General features: G+C 59.1%; 23 protein-coding genes. 14 read left to right on the forward strand and 9 right to left on the reverse strand.

The genetic code is table 11. The features are described 5' to 3' along the window. Positions 1-10: 10 nt before the first annotated feature. The 4 genes from F475_RS15615 to dksA all read right to left on the reverse strand — a co-directional run bounded on the left by F475_RS15615 (position 11) and on the right by dksA (position 4,759). Positions 11-2,965 carry a sensor histidine kinase gene (locus tag F475_RS15615; RefSeq protein WP_026286733.1) on the reverse strand — a complete coding sequence of 985 codons (2,955 nt, stop codon included), beginning with the start codon at positions 2,963-2,965 and terminating at the stop codon, positions 11-13. Further along, on the reverse strand, positions 2,949-3,125 hold the full coding sequence (locus F475_RS15620) for a hypothetical protein (RefSeq protein WP_003176118.1): 177 nt from the start codon (positions 3,123-3,125) through the stop codon (positions 2,949-2,951). Before F475_RS15620 ends, F475_RS15615 begins: the two co-directional genes overlap by 17 nt. A gap of 77 nt (positions 3,126-3,202) precedes the next feature. Next, positions 3,203-4,099, reverse strand: coding sequence for a tRNA glutamyl-Q(34) synthetase GluQRS (gluQRS, locus tag F475_RS15625; protein ID WP_018930204.1), 897 nt, complete (start codon positions 4,097-4,099; stop codon positions 3,203-3,205). A gap of 219 nt (positions 4,100-4,318) precedes the next feature. After that, positions 4,319-4,759 (reverse strand): RNA polymerase-binding protein DksA, encoded by a 441-nt coding sequence (dksA, locus tag F475_RS15630; RefSeq protein WP_007902025.1) that lies wholly within the window; start codon positions 4,757-4,759, stop codon positions 4,319-4,321. 333 nt (positions 4,760-5,092) lie between these two features. Between dksA and F475_RS15635 the strand changes: the two genes are divergently transcribed. Beyond that, positions 5,093-6,265 (forward strand): pyridoxal phosphate-dependent aminotransferase, encoded by a 1,173-nt coding sequence (locus tag F475_RS15635; protein WP_064620364.1) that lies wholly within the window; start codon positions 5,093-5,095, stop codon positions 6,263-6,265. Then, positions 6,265-6,978, forward strand: coding sequence for a DNA/RNA nuclease SfsA (gene sfsA, locus F475_RS15640; RefSeq protein ID WP_018930206.1), 714 nt, complete (start codon positions 6,265-6,267; stop codon positions 6,976-6,978). Before F475_RS15635 ends, sfsA begins: the two co-directional genes overlap by 1 nt. Here sfsA and F475_RS15645 read toward each other — a convergent pair. Next, positions 6,975-7,292 (reverse strand): Rieske (2Fe-2S) protein, encoded by a 318-nt coding sequence (locus F475_RS15645; protein ID WP_064620359.1) that lies wholly within the window; start codon positions 7,290-7,292, stop codon positions 6,975-6,977. The two genes, sfsA and F475_RS15645, sit on opposite strands and share 4 nt — an antisense overlap. Positions 7,293-7,540: 248 nt before the next feature. Between F475_RS15645 and F475_RS15650 the strand changes: the two genes are divergently transcribed. Genes F475_RS15650 through F475_RS15660 form a run of 3 tightly spaced genes read left to right on the forward strand, consistent with a single transcriptional unit; the run spans position 7,541 to position 10,170 of the window. Next, a complete protein-coding gene (locus F475_RS15650; protein ID WP_177431111.1) occupies positions 7,541-8,524 on the forward strand; it encodes an iron ABC transporter permease in 984 nt (327 codons plus the stop codon). After that, positions 8,524-9,291, forward strand: a complete 768-nt coding sequence (locus tag F475_RS15655; protein ID WP_111454257.1) for a heme ABC transporter ATP-binding protein — start codon at positions 8,524-8,526, stop codon at positions 9,289-9,291. Before F475_RS15650 ends, F475_RS15655 begins: the two co-directional genes overlap by 1 nt. A gap of 12 nt (positions 9,292-9,303) precedes the next feature. Further along, the gene (locus F475_RS15660) at positions 9,304-10,170 is read left to right on the forward strand and encodes a ChaN family lipoprotein (protein ID WP_111454258.1); all 867 of its coding nucleotides are present in this window, start codon (positions 9,304-9,306) and stop codon (positions 10,168-10,170) included. Between the two features lie 268 nt (positions 10,171-10,438). Here the strand turns inward: F475_RS15660 and F475_RS15665 are convergent, their stop codons facing one another. The 3 genes from F475_RS15665 to F475_RS15675 all read right to left on the reverse strand — a co-directional run bounded on the left by F475_RS15665 (position 10,439) and on the right by F475_RS15675 (position 12,945). Continuing rightward, positions 10,439-10,711: a TfoX/Sxy family protein gene (locus F475_RS15665; protein WP_009050884.1), complete on the reverse strand. Its 273-nt coding sequence runs from the start codon at positions 10,709-10,711 to the stop codon at positions 10,439-10,441. A 241-nt stretch (positions 10,712-10,952) separates the two neighbouring features. Further along, positions 10,953-11,297 (reverse strand): pentapeptide repeat-containing protein, encoded by a 345-nt coding sequence (locus F475_RS15670; RefSeq protein WP_018930211.1) that lies wholly within the window; start codon positions 11,295-11,297, stop codon positions 10,953-10,955. Positions 11,298-11,388: 91 nt separating this feature from the next. Beyond that, entirely contained in the window at positions 11,389-12,945 is a 1,557-nt protein-coding gene (locus F475_RS15675; protein WP_111454259.1) for a bifunctional aminoglycoside phosphotransferase/ATP-binding protein, read from the reverse strand. 119 nt (positions 12,946-13,064) lie between these two features. On the opposite strand from F475_RS15675, the gene mrcB reads away from it, so the two are divergent. The 3 genes from mrcB to F475_RS15690 are packed head-to-tail and all read left to right on the forward strand — an operon-like array spanning position 13,065 to position 16,469. Further along, a complete protein-coding gene (gene mrcB, locus F475_RS15680; protein WP_064620347.1) occupies positions 13,065-15,383 on the forward strand; it encodes a penicillin-binding protein 1B in 2,319 nt (772 codons plus the stop codon). A gap of 16 nt (positions 15,384-15,399) precedes the next feature. Beyond that, positions 15,400-16,134: a tetratricopeptide repeat protein gene (locus F475_RS15685; RefSeq protein WP_018930214.1), complete on the forward strand. Its 735-nt coding sequence runs from the start codon at positions 15,400-15,402 to the stop codon at positions 16,132-16,134. Then, positions 16,134-16,469, forward strand: a complete 336-nt coding sequence (locus F475_RS15690) for a YqcC family protein (RefSeq protein WP_018930215.1) — start codon at positions 16,134-16,136, stop codon at positions 16,467-16,469. Before F475_RS15685 ends, F475_RS15690 begins: the two co-directional genes overlap by 1 nt. A gap of 18 nt (positions 16,470-16,487) precedes the next feature. Here the strand turns inward: F475_RS15690 and F475_RS15695 are convergent, their stop codons facing one another. Beyond that, positions 16,488-16,910, reverse strand: a complete 423-nt coding sequence (locus tag F475_RS15695; protein WP_064620345.1) for a DUF4124 domain-containing protein — start codon at positions 16,908-16,910, stop codon at positions 16,488-16,490. Positions 16,911-17,309: 399 nt separating this feature from the next. Here F475_RS15695 and F475_RS15700 point away from each other — a divergent pair, with 399 nt between their 5' ends. The 6 genes from F475_RS15700 (at position 17,310) to msrQ (ending at position 23,291) form a co-directional block, all read left to right on the forward strand. Further along, a complete protein-coding gene (locus F475_RS15700) occupies positions 17,310-19,034 on the forward strand; it encodes an acetolactate synthase 3 large subunit (RefSeq protein ID WP_026286735.1) in 1,725 nt (574 codons plus the stop codon). 2 nt (positions 19,035-19,036) lie between these two features. After that, positions 19,037-19,528 carry an acetolactate synthase small subunit gene (gene ilvN / locus F475_RS15705; RefSeq protein WP_003205610.1) on the forward strand — a complete coding sequence of 164 codons (492 nt, stop codon included), beginning with the start codon at positions 19,037-19,039 and terminating at the stop codon, positions 19,526-19,528. A 46-nt stretch (positions 19,529-19,574) separates the two neighbouring features. Continuing rightward, positions 19,575-20,591 carry a ketol-acid reductoisomerase gene (gene ilvC / locus F475_RS15710; RefSeq protein ID WP_003228216.1) on the forward strand — a complete coding sequence of 339 codons (1,017 nt, stop codon included), beginning with the start codon at positions 19,575-19,577 and terminating at the stop codon, positions 20,589-20,591. Positions 20,592-20,736: 145 nt separating this feature from the next. Continuing rightward, the gene (pssA, locus tag F475_RS15715) at positions 20,737-21,594 is read left to right on the forward strand and encodes a CDP-diacylglycerol--serine O-phosphatidyltransferase (RefSeq protein WP_008006914.1); all 858 of its coding nucleotides are present in this window, start codon (positions 20,737-20,739) and stop codon (positions 21,592-21,594) included. Positions 21,595-21,657: 63 nt separating this feature from the next. Next, positions 21,658-22,671 (forward strand): protein-methionine-sulfoxide reductase catalytic subunit MsrP, encoded by a 1,014-nt coding sequence (gene msrP / locus F475_RS15720; RefSeq protein ID WP_111454260.1) that lies wholly within the window; start codon positions 21,658-21,660, stop codon positions 22,669-22,671. Beyond that, complete coding sequence (gene msrQ, locus F475_RS15725; protein WP_111454261.1) at positions 22,671-23,291, forward strand: protein-methionine-sulfoxide reductase heme-binding subunit MsrQ; 621 nt, start codon at positions 22,671-22,673, stop codon at positions 23,289-23,291. Before msrP ends, msrQ begins: the two co-directional genes overlap by 1 nt. Positions 23,292-23,582: the final 291 nt, after the last annotated feature.

A 23,582-nucleotide genomic window follows, 5' to 3' on the forward strand; every position in this document is an offset into this window, starting at 1 on the left:
CTCGACGGTCTCAGTTCACAGCGGACGTCGCTTCGACATGACGCGGTAAGGTCACCCGGATACGGGTGCCGCGTTGGCTTTGAACATCAGCCGGGCTGTCGATGGTGATTTGTCCATAATGCTCTTCAACGATGGAATAGACCAGTGCAAGGCCCAGACCGGTGCCTTCGCCAGGATCCTTGGTGGTGAAGAAGGGTTCGAACAGTCGGTCCATGATGCTCGAGGGAATACCGCTGCCTTCGTCTTCGACGATCAGATCGACCGTGTGTTCGCCGGCTTCGCTCTTGACGCGCACTGCACTGCCCGGAGGCGAGGCGTCACGGGCGTTTGAGAGCAGATTGATCAATACCTGGGCGAGCCGCTGCGGGTCGCCTTCGACCCAGTGATCGGGGTCGCACAGGTTGTAGAACTGTACTTCGAAATTGCGCCGGTTCAAGGCCAGCAGGCCGATGGCATCCTGGGCCACTTCCGCCAGACAAACGGGCTCGTCGCTGTGCTGATGAGCGCCCGCGTGGGCGAAGCTCATCAGCGACTGAACGATGCGTGACACGCGTTTGGTCTGCTCGAGGATCTGCCCGCTGATTTCCGTGAGTTCGGCGTCTTCTTCACGTTCTTCGCGCAGGTTCTGCGCGAGACAGGCAATGCCGGTGATCGGGTTGCCGATTTCATGGGCCACGCCGGCCGCCAGTCGGCCAATGCTGGCCAGGCGCTCGGAGTGCACCAGTTTGTCTTCGAGCATCTGGGTTTCGGTCAGGTCTTCCACCAGCAGCACCAGGCCGCTGTTACCCGGTGCCAGCGGTTCGTCGATCGCCGCTTTGTGCAGGTTCAGCCAGCGGGTCTGGCCATCGAGGGCCAGGTGCTGCTTGTGCAAGTGTTCGTCCGGCAGATTGATGAAACCTTGCAGCAGCTCTTTCCACGGGTCGGCAATGGTGCTCAGGCGCGAACCGACCACACGCTGCGCGGCAATCCCGGTCAGCTCCTCCATGGCTTTGTTCCACATGAGGATTTCCTGATCCTTGGCCAGCGAGCACACGCCCATCGGCAATTCCTGCAGGGTTTGGCGGTGGTAGCGACGCAGGGCATCGAGTTCGGCGGCAAGGCCGGTGAGGCGCGAGTGGTAATCCTCGAGGCGACTTTCGATGAAGTGGATGTCTTCGGTGACGTAGTTTTCGCCGCCGGCCTTATAGGGCAGGAAGGTTTCGACCATGTCCTGCGCCACGCTCGGGCCCATCAGACCGGAGAGGTTGGCTTCGATACGGTCACGCAAACGACGCAAGGCGTAAGGCCGGCGTTCGTCGAACGGCAGATAAAGGTCACGCAGCGCTTGTTCGACTTCTTTCTGCGCCGCCTTGGCGCCCAGCGGTTTGGCCAGTTGCGTGGCGAATTCCTGAGGCGAGGCGGCATGCAGTTCGCGGCGTTGCGGGCGGCGAACGTTGTCCACCGCGCAGGCTTCGGCGGCGCTGGCCTCTTCGGGGCTGGCGTTGGTGAACAGTGAAATCAGGGTGAACATCAGCACGTTGGCGGCCAACGAGGCAATCGCCGCCATGTGCCAGCTGGTGTCGTCCAGCACGTAAATCATGTTCAGCAACGGAATGTAGAAGCCTTGCAGATTGCCGACCAGCGGCAACAGCATGGTCACCAACCACACCAGAATCCCCGCCAGGAGGCCGGCGATGAAGCCTCGACGGTTGGCGGTCGGCCAGTACAGCACCGACAACACACCCGGCAGGAACTGCAACGTGGCGACGAAGGCGACGATGCCGAGGTTGGCCAGGTCCTGTTCCGCGCCCAGCATCAGGTAGAAACCGTAGCCGGCCATGATGATCGCGACGATCAGTGCCCGGCGGGTCCATTTCAGCCAGCGGTAGATATTGCCCTCGGCCGGCGGCTGATAGAGCGGCAGCACCAAGTGGTTCAGTGCCATCCCGGACAGCGCCAGCGTAGTAACGATGATCAGCCCGCTGGCCGCCGACAATCCACCGACATACGCCAGCAGCGCCAGGGCTTTGCTGTTGGCGGCGATGCCGATGCCCAGGGTGAAATATTCCGGATTGGTGGTGGCACCGAGTTTCAACCCGGCCCAGAGAATCAACGGCACTGCCAGGCTCATCAGCAGCAGGAACAGCGGCAAGCCCCAGCTCGCGCTGACCAGCGAACGCGGGTTGAGGTTTTCGGTAAAGGTCATGTGGTACATGTGCGGCATGACGATCGCCGAGGCGAAGAACACCAGCAGCAGCGTGCGCCATGGGCCTTCCTGCAGTGGCGTGTGCAGGGCGGCGAGGGCGGTCTGGTTTTGCAGCAGCCACAGTTCCAGCTGTTGCGGGCCGTCGAACACGCCGTACAGCGCATACAGGCCGACACCACCAATCGCGATCAGCTTGATCACCGACTCGAAGGCGATTGCGAACACCAGGCCTTCATGTTTCTCACGGGTGGCGATGTGGCGCGAACCGAAGAAAATCGTGAACAGCGTAATCAGCGCGCAGAAACTCAGGGCCACGCGATGTTGCACCGGCTCGCGGGTGAGGATGCCGATGGAGTCGGCCACTGCCTGAATCTGCAACGCCAGCAACGGCAGCACGCCGACCAGCATGAAAATCGTCGTCAGCGCACCGGCCCAGGTGCTGCGGAAACGGAACGCGAACAGGTCGGCCAGCGATGAGAGTTGGTAAGTGCGGGTGATTTTCAGGATCGGGTACAAAAGCACCGGCGCCAGCAAAAACGCCCCGGAAACCCCGAGGTAGCTGGACAGAAAACCGTAGCCGTACTGATAAGCCAGGCCCACCGTGCCGTAAAACGCCCAGGCACTGGCATAAACGCCCAGCGACAGGGTGTAGGTCAGCGGATGGCGAATGATCGCCCGGGGGATCATGCCCCGTTCACTGATCCAGGCTACGCCGAACAGCACCGCCAGGTACGCGGCGCTGATCAGGATCATCTGGGTCAGGCTAAAGCTCATCGGCATCTTTTTGGCTCTGCAGGATGAAGGTCACGACGATCAGAATCAGCCAGAGCAAATAAGGGCGATACCAGGCGCCAGTGGCGTCGATCCACCAATCCATGATGGCCGGGGAGAACAGATAAATCCCCACTACCAGGAGCAGGACCAAGCGATAGATGTACATCCCGGCCTCTCTCTTTTATGCGCGTGCCCGAAAACGTGCGGCGATGGTAACGGATGGGTGCGCCACTGCAAGTGGCATCACTGCAGTTGCGCTTCAGGCAACGTCAGTGTGCGCGGGATCAGCGACGCATCCCAGTGGGCAATGCCCCAATTCAGCACTTCCCGTGGCGTGGCGTCATTGAGTTCGATAACAGGAGTGTGCCCCAGCGCCCGCAATGCGCGCAGCAACAGCGGCGTAGCCTGATCTTCGGTCAGCGGCGGCGAGCGATAGGATTTGCCGAGTTTGTGGCCGTCCGGCTGGGTAATCAGCGGGATGTGCAAGTAGCGCGGTTGCGGCAGGCCGAGCAGTTCTTGCAGATAGAGCTGGCGTGGCGTGGAGTCCAGCAGGTCGGCGCCGCGCACGATATCAGTGATGCCTTGCCAGGCATCGTCTAGCACCACCGCCAATTGATAGGCGTAGAGCCCGTCACGGCGACGAATCACGAAGTCGCCGACCTCACGGCCCAGATGTTGACGGAATTCGCCCTGTACCCGGTCGATGAAGTGGTATTCGAGCTCCGGTACACGCACGCGGATCGCAGCATTCTCGGTGCCGTGCCCCGCGTTGCGGCAGAACCCGGGATAGATGCCGTGATACGGCTCCAGTTGCTTGCGCGAGCAGGTGCATGCGTAGGCCAGGCCCTGGCTGAACAGGCGATTGAGGACTTCGGCGTAGGCCGCGTGCCGGTCACTCTGTCGGACCATCTCGCCATCCCATTCGAAACCATAGCTTTCCAGCGCCTTGAGAATCGCCGCCTGAGCACCGGGCTCCTCGCGTGGCGGATCTAGATCCTCCATTCGCACCAGCCAGCGCCCGCCGACCGAACGGGCGTCGAGGTACGAGGCCAGCGCTGCAACCAGCGAACCGAAGTGCAGATGCCCGCTGGGCGTGGGGGCGAAGCGCCCGATGTAGGCGGAAGAGGCGATGGCGGTCATAAGGGCGATGTCAGGCTGTCCAATCGTATTGAGCACGGCTTGAAGCCGCCTTCACGAGCAAGCTCAGCTCCTACAGGAGATTGCGCCAGCCTTTGTAGGAGCGAAGATTGTTCCGGGCGGCGATCCGACGAAGGCGATTTCGAAGTCGCAACAAATATCAGCAAATATCAGAAACAAAAACGGAGCGTTCGCACGCTCCGTCTTTCGTTCAAGTCGAGATTACTTGCCGACTTGCTTTTCCTTGATTTCCGCCAGGGTCTTGCAGTCAACGCACATGTCGGCGGTAGGACGGGCTTCCAGTCGCTTGACGCCGATTTCGACGCCGCAGGACTCGCACCAACCGTATTCTTCGTCTTCGATCAGTTGCAGGGTCTTGTCGATTTTCTTGATCAGCTTGCGCTCACGGTCGCGGGCGCGCAATTCGAGGCTGAATTCCTCTTCCTGGCTGGCACGGTCTGCCGGGTCAGGGAAGTTGGCCGCTTCGTCTTTCATATGATCAACGGTACGGTCGACTTCCTGCATCAAGTCCTGTTTCCACTTGTTCAGGATCTTGGTGAAGTGAGCACGCATGGGTTTACCCATGTACTCTTCGCCCTTCACTTCTTTGTAGGGTTCGAAGCCGCTGATCGACTGATTTTGCTGCTTTGCTTGGGTGGGCATGAAATGGACCGCCTCTACTCTTGTAATCCATTGCGCAGGATTGCTCCATCACCGACACCTGCCGGCCCTGCGGCTGCAAGCGGGCGAACTTACCAGATCAAATCGGACCGCGCTACTCCCGGATGTCGAGCCCGCGGCCCGTGGTGCTTGCAAAAGATTGCAAAGCTTCGTCTGGTGGCTAGGGAGACCTGATCAATTATTGATTTTAGCCAAACCTGAGACATACGCTTGAATCGATTGAGACCAGCATTATATGGCTCTGACCGCTTTAGGCTCTCGCTCGTTCCTGCGCTTGGGTAGAATCAATTCTTTTCCCCGTTGTAAGGAAGGCTAATGGCTCTGTCCTACAGTGCGCGCAGTCGCGCTATCGAACCGTTCCACGTTATGGCCCTGCTGGCGCGGGCCAACGAGCTGCAAGCGGCTGGCCACGACGTGATTCACCTGGAAATCGGCGAGCCGGACTTCACCACCGCCGAACCGATCATCCAGGCCGGCCAGGCCGCGCTGACGGCGGGGAAGACCCGTTACACCGCCGCTCGCGGCATTCCTGAGCTGCGTGAGGCCATTTCGGGTTTTTATCAGCAGCGTTATGGGCTGAACATCGATCCGCAACGCATCCTGATCACGCCTGGCGGTTCAGGCGCATTGCTGTTGGCCAGTGCCTTGCTGGTGGACCCAGGCAAGCACTGGCTGCTGGCCGACCCGGGTTATCCGTGCAACCGGCACTTCCTGCGCCTGGTGGAAGGTGCGGCGCAACTGGTGCCGGTCGGCCCGGACGTGCGTTATCAACTGACCCCGGACCTGGTCGCGCGTCACTGGGATCACGACAGCGTCGGTGCCCTGGTCGCATCGCCGGCCAACCCCACCGGGACCATCCTGACCCGTGATGAACTGGCCGGGCTATCCGCGGCGATCAAGGCCCGCCACGGTCATTTGGTGGTCGACGAGATTTACCACGGCCTGACTTACGGCACGGACGCGGCCAGCGTGCTGGAAGTCGATGACGGCGCTTTCGTCCTCAATAGCTTTTCCAAGTATTTCGGCATGACCGGCTGGCGCCTTGGTTGGCTGGTCGCACCTGAAGCAGCGGTCGGTGAACTGGAGAAGCTCGCCCAGAACCTCTACATCAGCGCACCGAGCATGGCCCAGCACGCGGCATTGGCCTGCTTCGAGCCCGCCACCATCAGCATTTTCGAGGAGCGCCGCGCCGAGTTCGGTCGACGTCGCGACTTCCTCCTGCCAGCCCTGCGGGAATTGGGTTTCGGTATCGCCGTAGAGCCGGAAGGCGCGTTCTATTTGTACGCCGATATCAGCAAGTTCGGCGGCGATGCCTTCGCGTTCTGCCGGCACTTCCTCGAAACCGAGCATGTTGCAATTACTCCGGGCCTGGACTTCGGGCGTCATCAGGCCGGGCATCATGTGCGGTTTGCCTACACCCAAAGCCTTCCGCGCTTGCAAGAAGCAGTCGAGCGGATCGCCCGCGGTTTGAAGAGCTGGCAAGGCTGATGCGTTTTCATCCTCCCCTTGAAGAGGGGCGCTTGATTCGTCGTTACAAGCGTTTTCTTGCCGATATCGAAACCGTTGGCGGCGAGTTGCTGACCATTCACTGCCCGAACACTGGCTCGATGCTTAACTGCCAGGTCGAGGGCGGGCAAGTCTGGTTCAGCCGCTCCACTGACCCCAAGCGCAAGTTGCCCGGCACTTGGGAAGTTGGCGAAACCCCACAGGGGCGGCTGTTCTGCGTGAACACCGGGCGCGCCAACGGCTTGATCGAGGAGGCGTTGCAGGCCGGCGTCATCACCGAGTTGAACGGCTTTACCGAACTGAAGCGCGAAGTGGCCTATGGTCAGGAAAATAGCCGCATCGATTTTCGTCTCGATTACCCGGGCGGGCCGGCTTATGTGGAAGTCAAAAGCGTCACCCTGGGCTTTGATGGCTCGGCGGTGGCGGCATTTCCTGACGCGGTGACCCAGCGTGGGGCCAAGCATTTGCGCGAACTGGCGCATTTGGCCAGGGACGGGATTCGGGCAGTGCAGTTGTATTGCGTGAACCTGACAGGGATCGACGCGGTGCGTCCTGCCGAAGAAATCGATTCGGCCTACGCAGCTGCGTTGCGTGAGGCGGTGGCGTGTGGAGTCGAAGTGCTGGCGTATGGCGTGCGCTTGACTCACGAAGAGATGGTGGTGGACCGGCGACTGGATGTGCTGTTGAACGGTTAGAGCGTGACCCAGATTCCTTGCTCATCTTCGTGGCAGGGGATGCTGGTCAGGGATTGTCCGGCGCAGGGGCCGGCGACGCATTCACCGTCCTCGATCAGAAACAGTGCGCCGTGGGTCGCGCACTGGATCAAGCTGTTGCTGGGGTCGAGAAACTGGTCGGGCTGCCATTCCAGCCCGACGCCCCGGTGCGGGCAGCGATTTTCATACACATACACCCGACCGCCCCGGCGTACGGCCAGGAGCTTCTGGCCGTTGACGTCGAAACCGCGACTGCTGGCGTCAGCCAATTCGGCGCCTGTGCAAAGAAGCTTCATGTCTATCCTCAAGTCCTGTGGCTCGTGACCTGGTACGTCCGAGCTTGACGTTCAAATGCAAGCAATTATCAAATGACGGCTCGCCCGTAGGGCGATTACCGGATGCCGAGAATACTTGGCCTGTCATGACTATGCCCGGGAAACCTTTGAAGGAGGCTGTTTATGCACCTGTTCGATCCCGGTACGACTGGCCAATGACCCTTCTGATTAAACCTCGTGCGTTGTTCATTGGCTTGAGCCTGTTGTGTTTGCTGGCGATCTGGCTGTCGCTGGCGTTGGGGCCGGTGAGTTTGCCGTTGTTCGACACCTTGCGCGCGGCGCTGCGCTTGGTCGGCCTGCCGATTGCCGCCGACGGGTTGGAGCAGGCCGAACTGATCCTCGGGCAAATCCGCCTGCCGCGAACCTTGCTCGGTTTGGCGGTGGGCGGGGTTCTGGCGCTGTCTGGTGTGGCAATGCAGGGGTTGTTTCGCAATCCTCTGGCCGATCCGGGCCTGATAGGGGTGTCGAGCGGCGCGGCATTGGGCGCGGCTATCGCGATTGTCGGCGGCTCGGTATTCGGTGGACTGCCTGAATCCTTCGGGCCATATCTGTTGTCGGTGTGCGCGTTTCTCGGCGGGTTGGGGGTGACGGCGCTGGTCTATCGACTGGGGCGACGCAATGGCCAGACCAACGTCGCGACCATGCTGCTGGCCGGTATTGCATTGACTGCCCTGGCTGGTTCGGCGGTCGGGCTCTTCACCTATCTGGCGGATGACGCGACCCTGCGCACCCTGACGTTCTGGAACCTGGGCAGCCTTAACGGCGCCAGTTATGCGCGACTCTGGCCGTTATTGCTGGTGAGTACCGGTGTGGCACTGTGGTTGCCGCGTCGGGCCAAGGCCTTGAACGCATTATTGCTGGGGGAGTCGGAGGCCGGCCACCTGGGTATCGACGTCGAAGGACTCAAGCGCGAATTGGTGTTCTGCACGGCGTTGGGTGTCGGCGCGGCGGTAGCTGCGGCGGGGATGATCGGGTTTGTCGGCCTGGTGGTGCCGCATCTGGTGCGACTGCTGGTCGGCCCCGATCATCGGGTGTTGTTGCCGGCGTCGGTGTTGGCGGGGGCCAGTCTCCTGTTGTTTGCTGATCTGGTGGCGCGGCTGGCGCTGGCGCCGGCTGAGTTGCCGATCGGGATTGTCACGGCCCTCATCGGCGTGCCGTTCTTTCTGTATTTATTGCTCAGAGGGCGTGCCTGATGTTGCGAGCGCAGAACCTGCAAATCCGCCGCGGTCGAAAAATTGTCCTGACGGACATCACCCTCGAGCTTAAACCGGGCGAAGTCCTCGGCGTGTTGGGGCCTAATGGCGCCGGCAAAAGCACGTTGCTCGGCGCCCTGTGCGGAGAATTGCCGGCGGACCATGGCAGCGTCTGGCTCGATGAGCGTGAGTTGAGTCATTGGAACGGAGCGCAGCGAGCCCGGCGTTTGGCAGTATTGCCGCAAGTGTCGACCCTGGACTTTGCCTTTCGCGTCGAAGAAGTGGTCGGCATGGGCCGTCTGCCTTATCAAAGCGGTCGGGTCCGGGATGAGGAGATTGTCGCCGCCGCGTTGCGGGCGGCTGATGCGGGGCACTTGAGCGGTCGCAGTTACCTGGCGTTGTCCGGTGGCGAACGTCAGCGGGTGCATTTGGCGCGGGTGTTGGCGCAGCTTTGGCCGGGCGAGGCGGGGCAGACGTTGTTGCTCGATGAGCCGACGTCGATGCTCGACCCGCTGCATCAGCACACTACTCTGCAAGCGGTGCGTGAATTCGCCGATCGCGGTGCGGCGGTGCTGGTGATCCTGCATGATTTGAATCTGGCGGCGCGTTATTGTGATCGCCTGTTACTGCTTGAAGGTGGGTGTCCTGTGATGCTGGACACGCCGGAACAGGTATTGCGCCCGGAACCGCTCAAGGCAGTGTTCGGGCTGGAAGTATTGGTGCAACCGCACCCGGAGCGTGGGCATCCGCTGATCATCGCCCGCTGAGGTGTTTTAGGGATGAAAACACGCGTGATGGTTTTTCTGGCCGCGCTGTTACTGAGTGCTTGCCAGCATGTAGCGGTGCCGCCGGTCAGCGGCGAAATCCGGGATTTGCGCAGCGGTCAGACCCTGACCGCGCAAGAACTGCTTGCACGGTTGGCGGAACCTTCGCGGTTGATCGTCGGCGAGCAGCATGACAATCGTGATCACCATCAACTGCAATTGTGGTTATTGCAGGCACTGGGTGAGCGACGGCCTCAAGGCAGTCTGCTGCTGGAAATGTTGACGCCGGCTCAGCAACAGCGCGTCGATGACGTTCGGCATACCTCACCGCTGCCGACCGATTTGTCCGGGGCATTGGCCTGGCAGCCGGGATGGGACTGGAATCTTTACGGGCCGATCGTTCGTTTTGCCCTGACTCAGCCGTACCCGTTACTGGCGGCCAATCTGGACACGCCTGAAGTCCGTACTGTCTATGCCAAACCGCCAACATTGAGCGGTGCGCGTTCCAACGCTCCGACGGTCAGGAATGAGTTGCTGGCACAGATCAGCGATTCCCACTGCGGCTTGCTGCCTGAATCACAGATGCCCGCGATGCTGGCCGTGCAGCAGCAGCGTGACCGGCGGATAGCCGAGCGATTACGGGCGGCACCGATGCCTTCACTGTTGTTTACCGGCGCGTTCCACGCCCGCAAGGATGTCGGGGTGCCGATCCATGTGCTGGACCTGGGGGAGCCCAAGGCACCAACGGTATTGATGCTGGCGGAGCAGGGCGCTGAGATCACGTCGGCCATGGCCGATTACGTCTGGTATACGCCCACCACGCCGCCGCAGGATTACTGCGCGCAAATGCGCAAGCAGTTCGGCAAGCCGTCAGGCCAATAAAATCAGGCGAGTTTTCCACAGGCAAAAAAAGACCCGGCAAGAGCCGGGTCAAATAACCGTGATTAGCCTGATGAGGAGATAATCTGAGAGTCCGAACCAAGGGCTTTTCAGAATATCGACCAGTCTCGCGACCAGTTGTGATAATCATAGCAATTCTCATTACCAAGTCAACCGCTGATTTCTCGTATTCGTGAAACACGTCATTCCTTCGCTGGAAAGCCTCGTAATCATTGGGTTTCAGGCTGTGCGTTCGAGTGAAATTATCCGTTCAATTCTTGTGGCGAGACGAAATAGCATCCAGCTGTTTGTTCAAGGCTTCCTTGCGCTCGGCGGGAATGTCGTTCCAGTGGACATCCATCAACGCGCCTTCAATCGCATACAACAACACCTTGGACGCCCGAAAACCGCGAGTGCGCACGGCCCGATAAGCGTCCACAGCTCCCAGCCGACGCAAGTCCGAGGCACTGTGGATGCCCACGGCATGCAGCCATTGCGCCGACGTCTTGCCAAGATTCTTCAGGTGTTGCAGTTCATCATTCATCAAGCCTCCTTGCGACAGCCGAATGGTGCGTGGGCGAGCCTCTCAGCAGTGTAGCCATCAGTAGGAAAAGCGTGATTGTTTGGTCGGTTTCGACGCAAAAGCTTCTAAGAGGAAAACTCAAGAAGCGGCGTGAAAAGGCGGAGCATGTAGTCCGAGGGCGTGTGGGAAATTGAGTTTTCGAGCAAAAAAAGTACAACGTCCAGCGCAAGGCGGGGGCGCTGGACTGGGTGAGACGTCGCTTTTAGCGGGTGCGATAACGCAGGCGTGTACCGAAATTCATCGACATCAGGATCTCATCGGCACTCAGCTCCGGCGGGAAGTAGGCGCCGGAGATCTGCGCGTGGGCCAGGCTCGCGCCTTCCAGGGATGAGTTGCGAAAGTCGACGCCGCGCAAGTCGGCAGAGCGAAAGTAGGCATCGGTGAAGTCGATGCCGTCGGCGTTCAGTTCACGCAGATCGAGCCCGCGGAAGTCACCACCGACCATGTCGATAGGTCCATCTTTCGGGCGTTCATTGTTGAAGCTTGTGATGTCGTCTTTGTGCAGCAAGGCATAAAGCGGGGTGTCGAGAAGTTTTGGCTGGCTCATGTCACATCACCTGATGGTTTTATGACGCCAGTATAGTGCCACTATTTGGCAGCCGTGAAGCCGGTGAGGGCTTCACGGTTGAAATAGTTTCTTACAGACCAGGCAGGCGCTGGCGAATCTGCGCAACGACCGTATCGAGGGTGCCACTTTCATTGGTCTGGACGCGCTTGCTGCAGAGGATTTCTGCTGGCGTCAGTGCCTCGCGGCTGGCTTGCTGGGCGGCGATAACAGCCAGGTTGGCGTCGGACGGATCGTTGTTGTCCGCCTGGCGTTGCTTCAACCAGCTCTCGATCACCGCTTGTGGAGCGTCGCAATCGAGGATCAGGAACGGCGCGCCGGTGGCCTCGGCGATTTTTGCCGCGCTGTCGCGTTGGTCGCGCTTGAGATAAGTGGCATCGATCACCACCGGGAAGCCGGCACGCAGAATTACATTGGCAACCTCATGCAGGCGGGCATAGGTGGCGACGCTGGCGTCGGCGCTATAGATGCCGGCCTGCGGGTCGTTCGGTACGGTCTGTTCGCCGAACATGCGCTTGCGCTCGACATCCGAACGCAGGCGAATGGCACCCAATGCTTCCACCAGACGCATGGCCACATGGCTTTTGCCGACGGCGGAAACACCGTGGGTGATCGCCAGGAAACGCGAAGGAATGGTGCTGTAGCTTTCCGCCAGGTTGGCGTAGTTGCGGTACTGACGCAGAGTGGTAGCGCGCTGCACCGGGTCGGCCTCGGCCGGCATGCTGAACAGGCTGACCTTGGCGCGAACCAGGGCGCGGTAGGCTTTATAGAAGTTCAGCAGCTCAAGACCCTGGTAGTCGCCGGTCAGTTCCAGGTATTGGCTGATGAAACGGCGCGCCAGGCTCTTCAGGCCGCGGTCTTCCAGGTCCATTGCCAGGAAGCCGGTGTCGGCGTAAACGTCGGTGAAGCGGAACGGTTCGTTGAACTCGATGCAGTCGAAGATCACCACTTTGCCGTCGATCACGGTAGCGTTGCCCAGGTGAATGTCACCATGGCATTCACGAATGAAGCCGTCGGCCTTGCGCTGGGCGAACAGTGGCTTGAGGCGCTCGAAGCTGCTTTCGGCCCAGGCTTGCAGTGCCTCGAGTTGCAACAGATCGGCCTTGTCGCTGAGGAACGGAAGGATCTGTTCGAAGTTCTGCCGTACCGGCGCCATGACGCTGTCCGGCGTGCCGGCTTCGTGTTCGGCAGGCACTTTCGGCGCACTGAGGTGGAATTGAGCGATCTGCGCGGCCATCGCGTCGATGTGCGCGGTGGTCAATTCGCCGTTGGCTTGCAGGGTGCTGAGCAGTTGGCTTTGTGGGAACTGACGCATTTTCAGGGCGTAATCGACAACCGGACCATCGCCGCCCAGTTGTGGCGCCTCGGCACTGCCGGTGATCGGTAGCACTTCAAGATACAAGTCATGGGTCAGGCGCTGGTTCAGGCGCAGCTCTTCGCCGCAGAAATGCTTGCGAGCTTCGAGACTGGTGAAATCGAGGAAGCCGAAATTCACCGGCTTCTTCACTTTATAAGCATAGGGACCGGTGAGTATCACCCAGGAAATATGGGTCTCGATGACCTGGAACCCTTCTACGGGATGCGGGTAGAGGGCCGGGTTTTGCAGGGCAGCGATCAGGGACTGGCTCACAGGTGATCCTTCAGAGTCTGGGGGGAAATTCAAGGCCGTCATTATGGCTGCAAGTCCGTCCGACGCAAACCTCAGAGGGCTCCTGTTGAGTATGAATAAAGTGCGTATAATCCGCCGCCATGACTCGATCTCGATCCCCCCGCACCCCTAAAAAACCACCTTCCAAGGGCATGCGCCCCTGGCTGGGCTGGGCCCTTAAACTCAGCCTGGTCGGCCTTGTGGTGCTGGCCGGGTTCGCGGTTTACCTCGACGCCGTGGTTCAGGAGAAGTTTTCCGGCAAGCGCTGGACCATCCCGGCCAAGGTGTACGCGCGCCCGCTCGAGCTGTTCGTCGGACAAAAGCTCAGCAAGGACGACTTCCTCACCGAACTCGATGCCTTGGGCTACCGACGCGAAGCGGTCAGCAACGGCCCCGGCGCGGCAGCGGTCAATGGCAATACCGTCGACTTGAATACCCGAGGCTTCCAGTTCTATGAAGGCATGGAGCAGGCGCAGCCCGTGCGCGTGCGGTTCTCCGGCGATTACGTGGCCGAGCTCTCGGCGACCAACGGTTCGAAGCTTTCCGTGGTGCGACTGGAGCCGCTGCTGATCGGCGGGATTTACCCGAAAAACCTTGAAGACCGCATCCTGATCAAGATCGATCAGGTTCCGCCGTATCTGCTCGAAACCCTGGTTGCCGTAGAAGACCGGGATTTCTACAGCCACTGGGGCGTGTCGCCGAAGTCGATTGCCCGAGCTATCTATGTCAACACCTCGGGCGGCAAGATGACCCAGGGCGGTAGTACGCTGACGCAACAGTTGGTCAAGAACTTCTACCTCACCAGTGAACGCAGCCTGACCCGTAAGCTCACCGAAGCCATGATGGCGATGTTGCTTGAGCTGCATTACGACAAGAGCGAAATTCTTGAGGCTTACCTCAATGAAGTATTCGTCGGCCAGGATGGTCAGCGCGCGGTGCACGGCTTCGGCCTGGCCAGCCAGTTTTTCTTCGGGCAGCCATTGTCCGAGCTGAAACTGCATCAAGTCGCTTTGTTGGTGGGCATGGTCAAGGGGCCGTCCTATTACAACCCGCGCCGCAACCCTGAGCGGGCTCTGGAGCGGCGCAATCTGGTGCTCGATGTTCTGAAGGAGCAAGGCGTTGCCAGCGCCGAACAGGTTGAGGCGGCGAAGAAAATGCCACTGGGTGTGACCACTCGCGGCAAGTTGGCCGACAGCTCGTTCCCGGGCTTCCTTGATCTGGTTAAACGTCAGTTGCGCGAAGACTACCGCGACGAAGACTTGACCGAAGAAGGGCTGCGAATCTTCACCAGTTTCGACCCGATCCTGCAGATGAAAGCCGAAGCCTCGGTCAACGACACGTTCAAGCGCCTGGCCGGGCGCAAGGGTTCCGATGACGTGGAAGCCGCGATGGTCGTGACCAACCCGGAAACCGGTGAGGTCCAGGCCATGATCGGCAGCCGTCAGGCGAGTTTTGCCGGTTTTAACCGTGCGTTGGACGCGGTGCGACCGATCGGCTCTTTGATCAAGCCGGCGGTTTATCTGACCGCTCTTGAAAAGCCGAGCCAGTACACGCTCACCAGTTGGCTATCGGACGACTACTTCTCGGTCAAAGGCGCGGACGGTCAGATCTGGAAACCACAGAACTATGATCGCCGTTCCCACGGCACGGTGTTCCTGTACCAAGGGTTGGCGCATTCCTACAACCTGTCGACCGCGCGTCTCGGGTTGGCGGTGGGCGTGCCGAATGTCTTGAAGACCCTGGCACGCCTGGGCGTAAGCCGCGAATTCCCGGCGTTCCCGTCGATGTTGCTCGGTGCCGGCGGTATGACCCCGATCGAAGTGGCGACCATGTACCAGACGCTGGCCAACGGCGGGTTCAATACGCCGATGCGCGGGATTCGCAGCGTACTGACTGCCGAGGGCGAGCCGCTCAAGCGTTATCCGTTCCAGATTCAGCAGCAATTTGATCCGGCGTCCATTTACCTGATCCAGAACGCCATGCAGCGCGTCATGCGCGAAGGTACCGGTAGTTCGGTTTATAACGTGTTGCCGAAAACCCTGACCCTGGCCGGTAAGACCGGTACCAGTAACGATTCGCGGGACAGCTGGTTCGCCGGTTTCAGTCAGGATCTGCTGGCCGTTGTCTGGCTGGGGCGCGATGATAATGGCAAGACACCGTTCACCGGTGCCACCGGCGCGTTGCAGGTCTGGACCAGTTTCATGCGCAAGGCCGATCCGCTGCCGCTGGACATGCCGCAACCGGACAACATTGTTCAGGCCTGGGTCGATTCGCGCACTGGTCAAGGTTCCGAAGCCAACTGCCCAGGTGCGGTGCAGATGCCGTATATTCGCGGCAGTGAACCGCCTCCCGGTGCTGCTTGCGGTGGTGAAAGCCCTGCAGAATCGGTGATGGATTGGGTCAAGGGCTGGATGAATTAAGCAAAGAGGATTTGAAGTGAACAAGTGGTTGATTCCAGCGGTGACTGCCGTGGCTTTGCTCAGCGGCTGCTCCACTGTGCAGCGTGGTTCGATCCCGGTTGAGGATGCCGGCACTGCCGTCTCCAACAGTGAGCGGATTTCGGCGAATGGCGGTTTCCGTCAATCGACGGTGAAACGTCCTGTACAAGCTCAGACTCAGGCGATCCCGCAAGGTGACACCGGGGTCGTGGTGATGGTCCCGGGTGGTGGCGCCGTCTCCTCGGCACCGATCAGCACTTCGCCAATTACCCCAGGCCCGATTACTCCGGGGCCGATTGATACCTCGCCGGTTCAGTCGGCACCGATCAATCAGGGCAGTTACAGCATGCCGTCGACGCCCAGCGGGATTCCTTCGGCGAACTCCGGCGGTCTGTCTGCCGATGAGCAACTGGACGGTCCGGTCCTGGCATTGTTGACCACCGCCCAGCAGCAACAGGCCAGTGGCGACCTTAATGGTGCATCTTCCAGCCTCGAACGTGCCCAGCGCGTTGCACCGCGCGAGCCGCAAGTACTTTATCGCCTGGCCCAGGTGCGTATGGCTCAAGGTGATGCGGCTCAGGCCGAGCAGTTTGCCCGCCGTGGCCTGACGTTCGCCAATGGGCGTCCGGATCTTCAGGCCAGCCTGTGGGAATTGATCGCCCAGGCCCGAGAGAAGCAGGGTGACCCGGCCGGTGCTGCGTTGGCTCGTCAGAAGGCCAAGGTTTCGCTGTGATGGATATGCGCTTTCCGAAGATTGCCGAACAGTTGCTGTTGATCGAGCGCGAGCTGCGCGTTCAGGGCTGGTGGGATGAAGTACCGCCGTCTGCTGAGGCGCTCTCCAGCGTTGAACCGTTTTCGGTGGATACGCTGGATTTCGAGCAATGGCTGCAATGGGTCTTCTTGCCAAGGATGAAGTCGATCCTGGAGCAGGATCTGCCATTGCCCAATGCATCAGGGATTCAGGAGATGGCCGAAATGGTCTTCGCCTCCCGCAATGTCCAGGGCAAGGATCGGCAGCTTCAGGTCTTGCTCAAAGAGTTCGACGCGTTGATCACCGTCTCCCGCTGAATCGGAAACTGCCAGTGCTTACTGGCAGTTTTTCGCAATCTGTTTCTGTGCTTCGGTGAGGCGCTCCTGACGTTGTTGGTCGGTCAGGCGGCGCGTCTCGCCGTCGACTTCCTCCCGCAATCGCGGATTGTTCTGCAGTTGAGCCAGGTTCGTCCGAGCTTGTTCACAGAACACTCTTAGCTGGGCCTGCTGCTCGGCGACCTGCTTTTTCACTTTGTGATCGATGGCCTTTTGATCGCCGATGACGTTGCCGCGCGGTAGCGCGCCCGGCTTGCCGACGGGCGGGGAGGGCGTGACCATGACGGTGGCCTCCCGGCCTTGGGGCGGCTGTGCATCGAAATGGGTGACGCCCTGGGCATCGACCCATTTATAGATCTGACCCGCCATGCACAAAGGGCTCAGGCTGATCAGCAAGCTGGCGGTGAAGATGAGCGTTCGCATGCCATTTCCTTATCGGGGGTGCGCAATTGAAGCTAACACAGTTGCGGTTTAAAGGTTTTTTCTTGCGTTCTCATGCGCTTAGTTCAATAAAGCACATTGACGGCTTGACTTGCGATGGGCGAAACAGAAGAATCCAAAGTCCGCTGTAGAGGGACTGCCAGAAGCAGACCCACTCGGCAGATCATGAGGCGCACATCCGCGCCGACCTGTTACACCCGCAACGCGTTACCTCGCGCTGGGTGGGAAAGGCCCGCAACACTTGGGACGATCCCAATACTTGCTCAGTCAGTGCTGACGTAGTCGGCGACCACCGTCGCTCATGCTCTGCCGAGAAGTAAACCTATTAAGACCCGTCCTCTTGTATGTGGGCGGTATTCTGGCGTTTTAGAGGTGAACAACGTGGAGCTTTTATCTGGCGGTGAGATGCTCGTCCGCTTTTTGCGTGACGAAGGCGTCAAATATATCTACGGGTACCCGGGTGGTGCTCTTCTTCATGTCTATGATGCCCTGTTCAAAGAACCGGAAGTGACCCACATCCTGGTTCGTCACGAGCAGGCTGCGACCCATATGGCTGACGGCTATGCCCGTGCCACCGGTAAAGCCGGCGTGGTACTGGTGACGTCCGGCCCGGGCGCAACCAACGCCATCACCGGTATTGCCACGGCCTACATGGACTCCATTCCGATGGTGGTCATTTCCGGCCAGGTGCCTAGCACCATGGTAGGCACCGATGCGTTCCAGGAAACCGACATGATCGGTATCTCCCGGCCGATCGTGAAGCACAGCTTCATGATCAAGCACGCCTCGGAAATCCCGGAAGTCATGAAGAAGGCGTTCTACCTGGCGCAATCCGGTCGTCCTGGTCCGGTCGTTGTCGATATCCCGAAAGACATGACCAACCCGGCCGAAAAGTTCGAATACATCTTCCCGAAAAAAGCCAAGCTGCGTTCCTACAGCCCGGCCGTTCGCGGTCACTCCGGGCAAATCCGCAAGGCAGCCGAAATGCTTCTGGCGGCCAAGCGCCCTGTGTTGTATTCGGGCGGCGGCGTGATCCTCGGTGGTGGCTCTGCGCCGCTGACCGAGCTGGCGAAGATGCTCAACCTGCCAGTGACCAATACCCTGATGGGCCTGGGTGCCTACCCTGGCACCGACCGTCAGTTCATCGGCATGCTCGGCATGCACGGCAGCTACACCGCCAACCTGGCGATGCACCATGCCGATGTGATCCTTGCAGTCGGCGCGCGTTTCGATGACCGCGTGATCAACGGCCCGGCCAAGTTCTGCCCGAATGCCAAGATCATTCACATCGACATCGACCCGGCTTCGATTTCCAAGACCATCAAGGCAGACGTGCCTATCGTTGGCCCGGTCGAGAGCGTCCTGACCGAAATGGTCGCGATCCTCAAGGAAATCGGCGAGACCCCGAACAAGGAGTCCGTTGCCAGCTGGTGGAAGCAAGTTGATGAGTGGCGCGGTGACCGCGGTCTGTTCCCTTACGACAAGGGCGACGGCAGCGTGATCAAGCCGCAGACCGTGATCGAAACCCTGTGCGAAGTGACCAAGGGCGACGCCTTTGTGACCTCCGACGTGGGTCAGCATCAGATGTTCGCGGCGCAGTACTACAAGTTCAACAAGCCGAACCGTTGGATCAACTCCGGTGGCCTGGGCACCATGGGCTTCGGTTTTCCGGCGGCCATGGGCATCAAGCTGAGCTTCCCGGATGACGATGTCGCCTGCGTAACAGGCGAGGGCAGCATCCAGATGAACATTCAGGAACTGTCGACCTGCCTGCAATACGGTTTGCCGGTAAAAATCGTCATCCTGAACAATGGCGTGCTGGGTATGGTTCGCCAGTGGCAGGACATGAGCTATGGCAGCCGTCACTCGCACTCCTACATGGAATCGCTGCCTGACTTCGTCAAACTGGCAGAGGCCTATGGTCACGTTGGCGTGCGCATCACCGACTCGAAAGATTTGAAGTCGAAGATGGAGGAGGCGTTCGCCATGAAAGATCGCCTGGTGGTTATCGATATCTCGGTTGACACCAGCGAGCACGTCTACCCGATGCAGATCAAAGACGGCTCCATGCGTGATATGTGGTTGAGCAAGACGGAGCGTACTTAATCATGCGGCACATTATTTCCCTGCTTCTGGAAAACGAACCGGGCGCCCTGTCTCGTGTAGTCGGCCTGTTTTCGCAGCGCAACTACAACATCGAAAGCCTGACCGTGGCGCCAACCGAAGACCCGACTTTGTCGCGTCTGACGCTAACCACTGTCGGCCATGATGAAATCATCGAGCAGATCACCAAGAACCTGAACAAGCTGATCGAAGTGGTCAAACTGGTCGACTTGTCGGAGAGTGCTCACATCGAGCGCGAACTGATGCTGGTCAAGGTCAAGGCCACCGGCGCCCAGCGCGCCGAGATCAAGCGCACCACCGATATTTATCGTGGGCAGATCGTTGATGTCAGCGCCAGCGTGTATACCGTTCAATTGACCGGTACCAGCGACAAGCTCGACAGCTTCATTCAATCGATCGGCACTGCCTCGATTCTGGAAACCGTACGCAGTGGCGTCACCGGGATTGCCCGCGGCGACAAAGTACTGAGCATCTAAACCAAATTAGCGAATGGCCTGAGGGCCAGATATAAAGGGGAAATTCATGAAAGTTTTCTACGATAAAGACTGCGACCTGTCGATCATCCAGGGCAAGAAAGTTGCCATCATTGGTTACGGCTCCCAAGGCCACGCTCAAGCGTGCAACCTGAAAGACTCCGGCGTTGACGTTACCGTTGGCCTGCGTAAAGGTTCGGCCACCGTTGCCAAAGCTGAAGCCCACGGCCTGAAAGTGACTGATGTTGCTTCCGCCGTAGCAGCTGCCGACCTGGTCATGATCCTGACCCCGGACGAGTTCCAGTCCTCGCTGTACAAGAACGAAATCGAGCCGAACATCAAGAAAGGCGCCACCCTGGCCTTCTCCCACGGTTTCGCGATCCACTACAACCAGGTTGTTCCGCGCGCTGACCTCGACGTGATCATGATCGCGCCGAAAGCTCCGGGCCACACCGTGCGTTCCGAGTTCGTCAAAGGCGGCGGTATCCCTGACCTGATCGCTATCTACCAGGATGCTTCGGGCAACGCCAAAAACGTTGCACTGTCCTACGCTGCCGGCGTTGGTGGCGGTCGTACCGGCATCATCGAAACCACCTTCAAGGACGAGACCGAAACCGACCTGTTCGGCGAACAAGCCGTTCTGTGCGGCGGTACCGTTGAGCTGGTAAAAGCCGGTTTCGAAACCCTGGTTGAAGCTGGCTACGCGCCGGAAATGGCCTACTTCGAATGCCTGCACGAATTGAAGCTGATCGTTGACCTCATGTACGAAGGCGGTATCGCCAACATGAACTACTCGATCTCCAACAACGCTGAGTACGGCGAGTACGTGACAGGTCCGGAAGTAATCAACGCCGAATCCCGTCAGGCCATGCGCAACGCCCTGAAACGTATTCAGGACGGCGAATACGCCAAGATGTTCATCAGCGAAGGCGCCACCGGCTATCCTTCGATGACCGCCAAGCGTCGTAACAACGCCGCTCACGGTATCGAAATCATCGGTGAGCAACTGCGCTCCATGATGCCGTGGATCGGTGCCAACAAGATCGTCGACAAAGCCAAGAACTAAGTCACGAGCTTGTACGGAAAACGCGGCCTAGGCCGCGTTTTTTCGTTTGGATCCGCCGGTTCTGGTATAAAGCTGCATCGTTTGCGGTCGAACCGTCGTCCCAGACACCTGTCGAAACTTTCCACCCCGTTGCAAGGTAATGTCCATGAGCGAACGTCCCGAAGAGCCAAAGCAGGCTTCTGACGCCGAAAGCCTTCTGCCCATCGATGAGCACATCGAAGAAGGGCATGACGCTGAAGGCCGTAAAGTCCGGCATCGTGGTATCTATCTTCTGCCGAATCTGTTCACCACTGCGAACCTGTTCGCAGGGTTCTATTCCATCATCAACTCGATGAGCGCCCAGAGCGCCTTGAGTGCCGGTGATGCAATCGGCGCGAGCAAGTATTTTGCGTTTGCCGCGATCGCGATTTTCGTTGCCATGGTGCTCGACGGCCTCGACGGTCGCGTCGCTCGCATGACCAACACCCAAAGCGCCTTCGGTGCGGAGTACGACTCGCTGTCGGATATGGTTGCCTTTGGCGTCGCGCCGGCTTTGCTGGCATTCGGCTGGGCCTTGGGCGATATGGGCAAAGTCGGCTGGATGGTCGCCTTCATCTATGTGGCGGGTGCGGCGTTGCGCCTGGCACGCTTCAACACGCAGGTCGGCACCGCCGACAAGCGCTACTTCATCGGTCTGGCCAGCCCGGCCGCGGCCGGTGTGGTCGCGGGAATTGTCTGGGCGTTCAGCGATTACGGCATTCAGGGTTCCAAAATGTCGTTCCTGGTTGCACTGATGGTTGCCGCCGCAGGCATGCTGATGGTCAGTAACATCAAGTACAACAGCTTCAAGGAGCTGGACTTGAAGGGGCGCGTTCCCTTTGTCGCGATCCTGGCAGTGGTGCTGGTATTTGCCGTTGTATTCAGTGATCCGCCGCGCATCCTGCTGCTGGTTTTCCTTGCCTATGCGGCTTCCGGGCCGGTGCAGTACCTGCTGCGTCTTCGTCGGCACAAAAAAGCCGAGTGATGTAATTTCCCTCATACTCCGCAGTCTATGGGTGCATCTGTCCTCCAATGCTGCGGAGTTGCCATGCTGATCAAAGTCCCCAAAGCGTCTGACTGTCATGAGTCAGACGTCACGCCTGAATCTCTCTACCTTTCTCGTCGCAATGTATTAGGCGCGGCCGTTGCCGGTTTGGCTGTGAGTACGCTGCCGCGGTGGGCGAGTGCCGACGATGCTGCACGTTATGCCGATGTCGAGCCTGGCAAGGCGCCGTCCTGGTTTGCCGAAAAACTGCCTTCCACTAAATGGGGGGCGGTCAACGTCAAGGATGAAGCAATCACGCCTTTCAAGGATGCGACCCACTACAACAACTTCTATGAGTTCGGTACCGACAAAGGCGATCCTGCGGCCAACGCCGGTGCGCTAAAAACCGAACCGTGGAGCGTGGTGGTAGACGGGGAGGTGGGTAAGCCGGGACGGTATGCGCTGGAAGACTTCATGAAGCCTTATCATCTGGAAGAGCGTATTTATCGTCTTCGCTGTGTGGAGGCCTGGTCGATGGTCATTCCGTGGATTGGTTTTCCAATTTCGGCTTTGCTGAAGGAAGTAGAACCGACGTCCAAGGCCAAATTCATTCGCTTTGAAACCCTGCAAGATCCCAAGACTATGCCCGGGCAGCGTTCTGGCTTCGCCTTGATCGACTGGCCATATGTAGAAGGGCTGCGTCTGGATGAGGCGATGAATCCGTTGGCGATTCTCGCTGTAGGCATGTATGGACGTGAGTTGCCCAATCAGAACGGTGCGCCGCTACGTCTGGTGGTGCCGTGGAAATACGGCTTCAAGAGCATCAAGTCCATCGTGCGAATCAGCCTGGTCAGTGAGCAGCCGAAAACCACCTGGCAGAGCATTGCCTCGAATGAGTATGGTTTTTATGCGAACGTGAACCCTGCAGTCGACCACCCGCGCTGGACGCAGGCACGGGAAAGACGTTTGCCGAGTGGTCTGTTCAAGCCCAATGTGCGGGACACGCAAATGTTCAACGGCTACTCGGATGAAGTCGCTTCTTTATATGCAGGGCTCGATCTGCGGAAGAATTACTGATGCGATATCTGTTCTGGCGTATTGGTGTCTTTATCGCCGCAGCTATTTGGCCGCTGCTTTGGTTGTATCAAGCCTGGGCGGATGTGCTGGGACCTGATCCAGGAAAGGTGCTGGTTGATCGTCTAGGGTTGGGGACGCTTGTCCTGCTGCTCATTACGTTAAGCATGACGCCATTGCAGAGGCTCACCGGTTGGTCGGGGTGGATAGCTGTCCGACGGCAGTTGGGGTTGTGGTGTTTCGCCTATGTGGTTTTGCATTTGAGCGGCTATACGGCGTTCATCCTCGGCTTTGATTGGTCACAACTGGGTATCGAGTTGCGCAAGCGGCCGTACATTATCGTCGGGGTGCTGGGGTTTCTCGGTTTGTTGGCGCTGGCGGTTACCTCCAATCGTTACAGTCAGCGGCATTTGGGCGTTCGCTGGAAAAGACTGCATCGGTTGGTCTATGTGATTCTCGGGCTTGGGTTACTGCATATGTTGTGGATCGTTCGCGCCGATCTGAGGGAGTGGGCGATCTACGCTTCTATAGGTGCGTTGTTATTAGTATTGAGATTGCCGCCTGTAACCCGCCGAATTCCACGTTTAATCGTTAAAAAGGCACCTTCTGCAAGAAAGGCGTAATTAGAGGTTGACGGCAGATCCTGGACGTCTATAATTCGCCCCACTTCCGGCGCAGTCGAAACGGAAAACTCCTTGGTAAACAACGAGTTACGCAGTTTTCGACAGCGGCTACGCTTCAGTTCATCGAAGCCAGAAGGAGTTGATAGGGCAGGGGATTGTCGCCTTATTGACGATTCGATCTTCTCGGTCGAAAGCGGAGAAAAAGAGGTGTTGACAGCAGCGACTAACGCTGTAGAATTCGCCTCCCGCTAACGAGAGATCGGAAGCGCAAGTGGTTGAAGTTGCAAAGGA

Source organism: Pseudomonas sp. URMO17WK12:I6 (genome assembly GCF_003253625.1).
In the GTDB taxonomy this organism is placed as follows: domain Bacteria; phylum Pseudomonadota; class Gammaproteobacteria; order Pseudomonadales; family Pseudomonadaceae; genus Aquipseudomonas.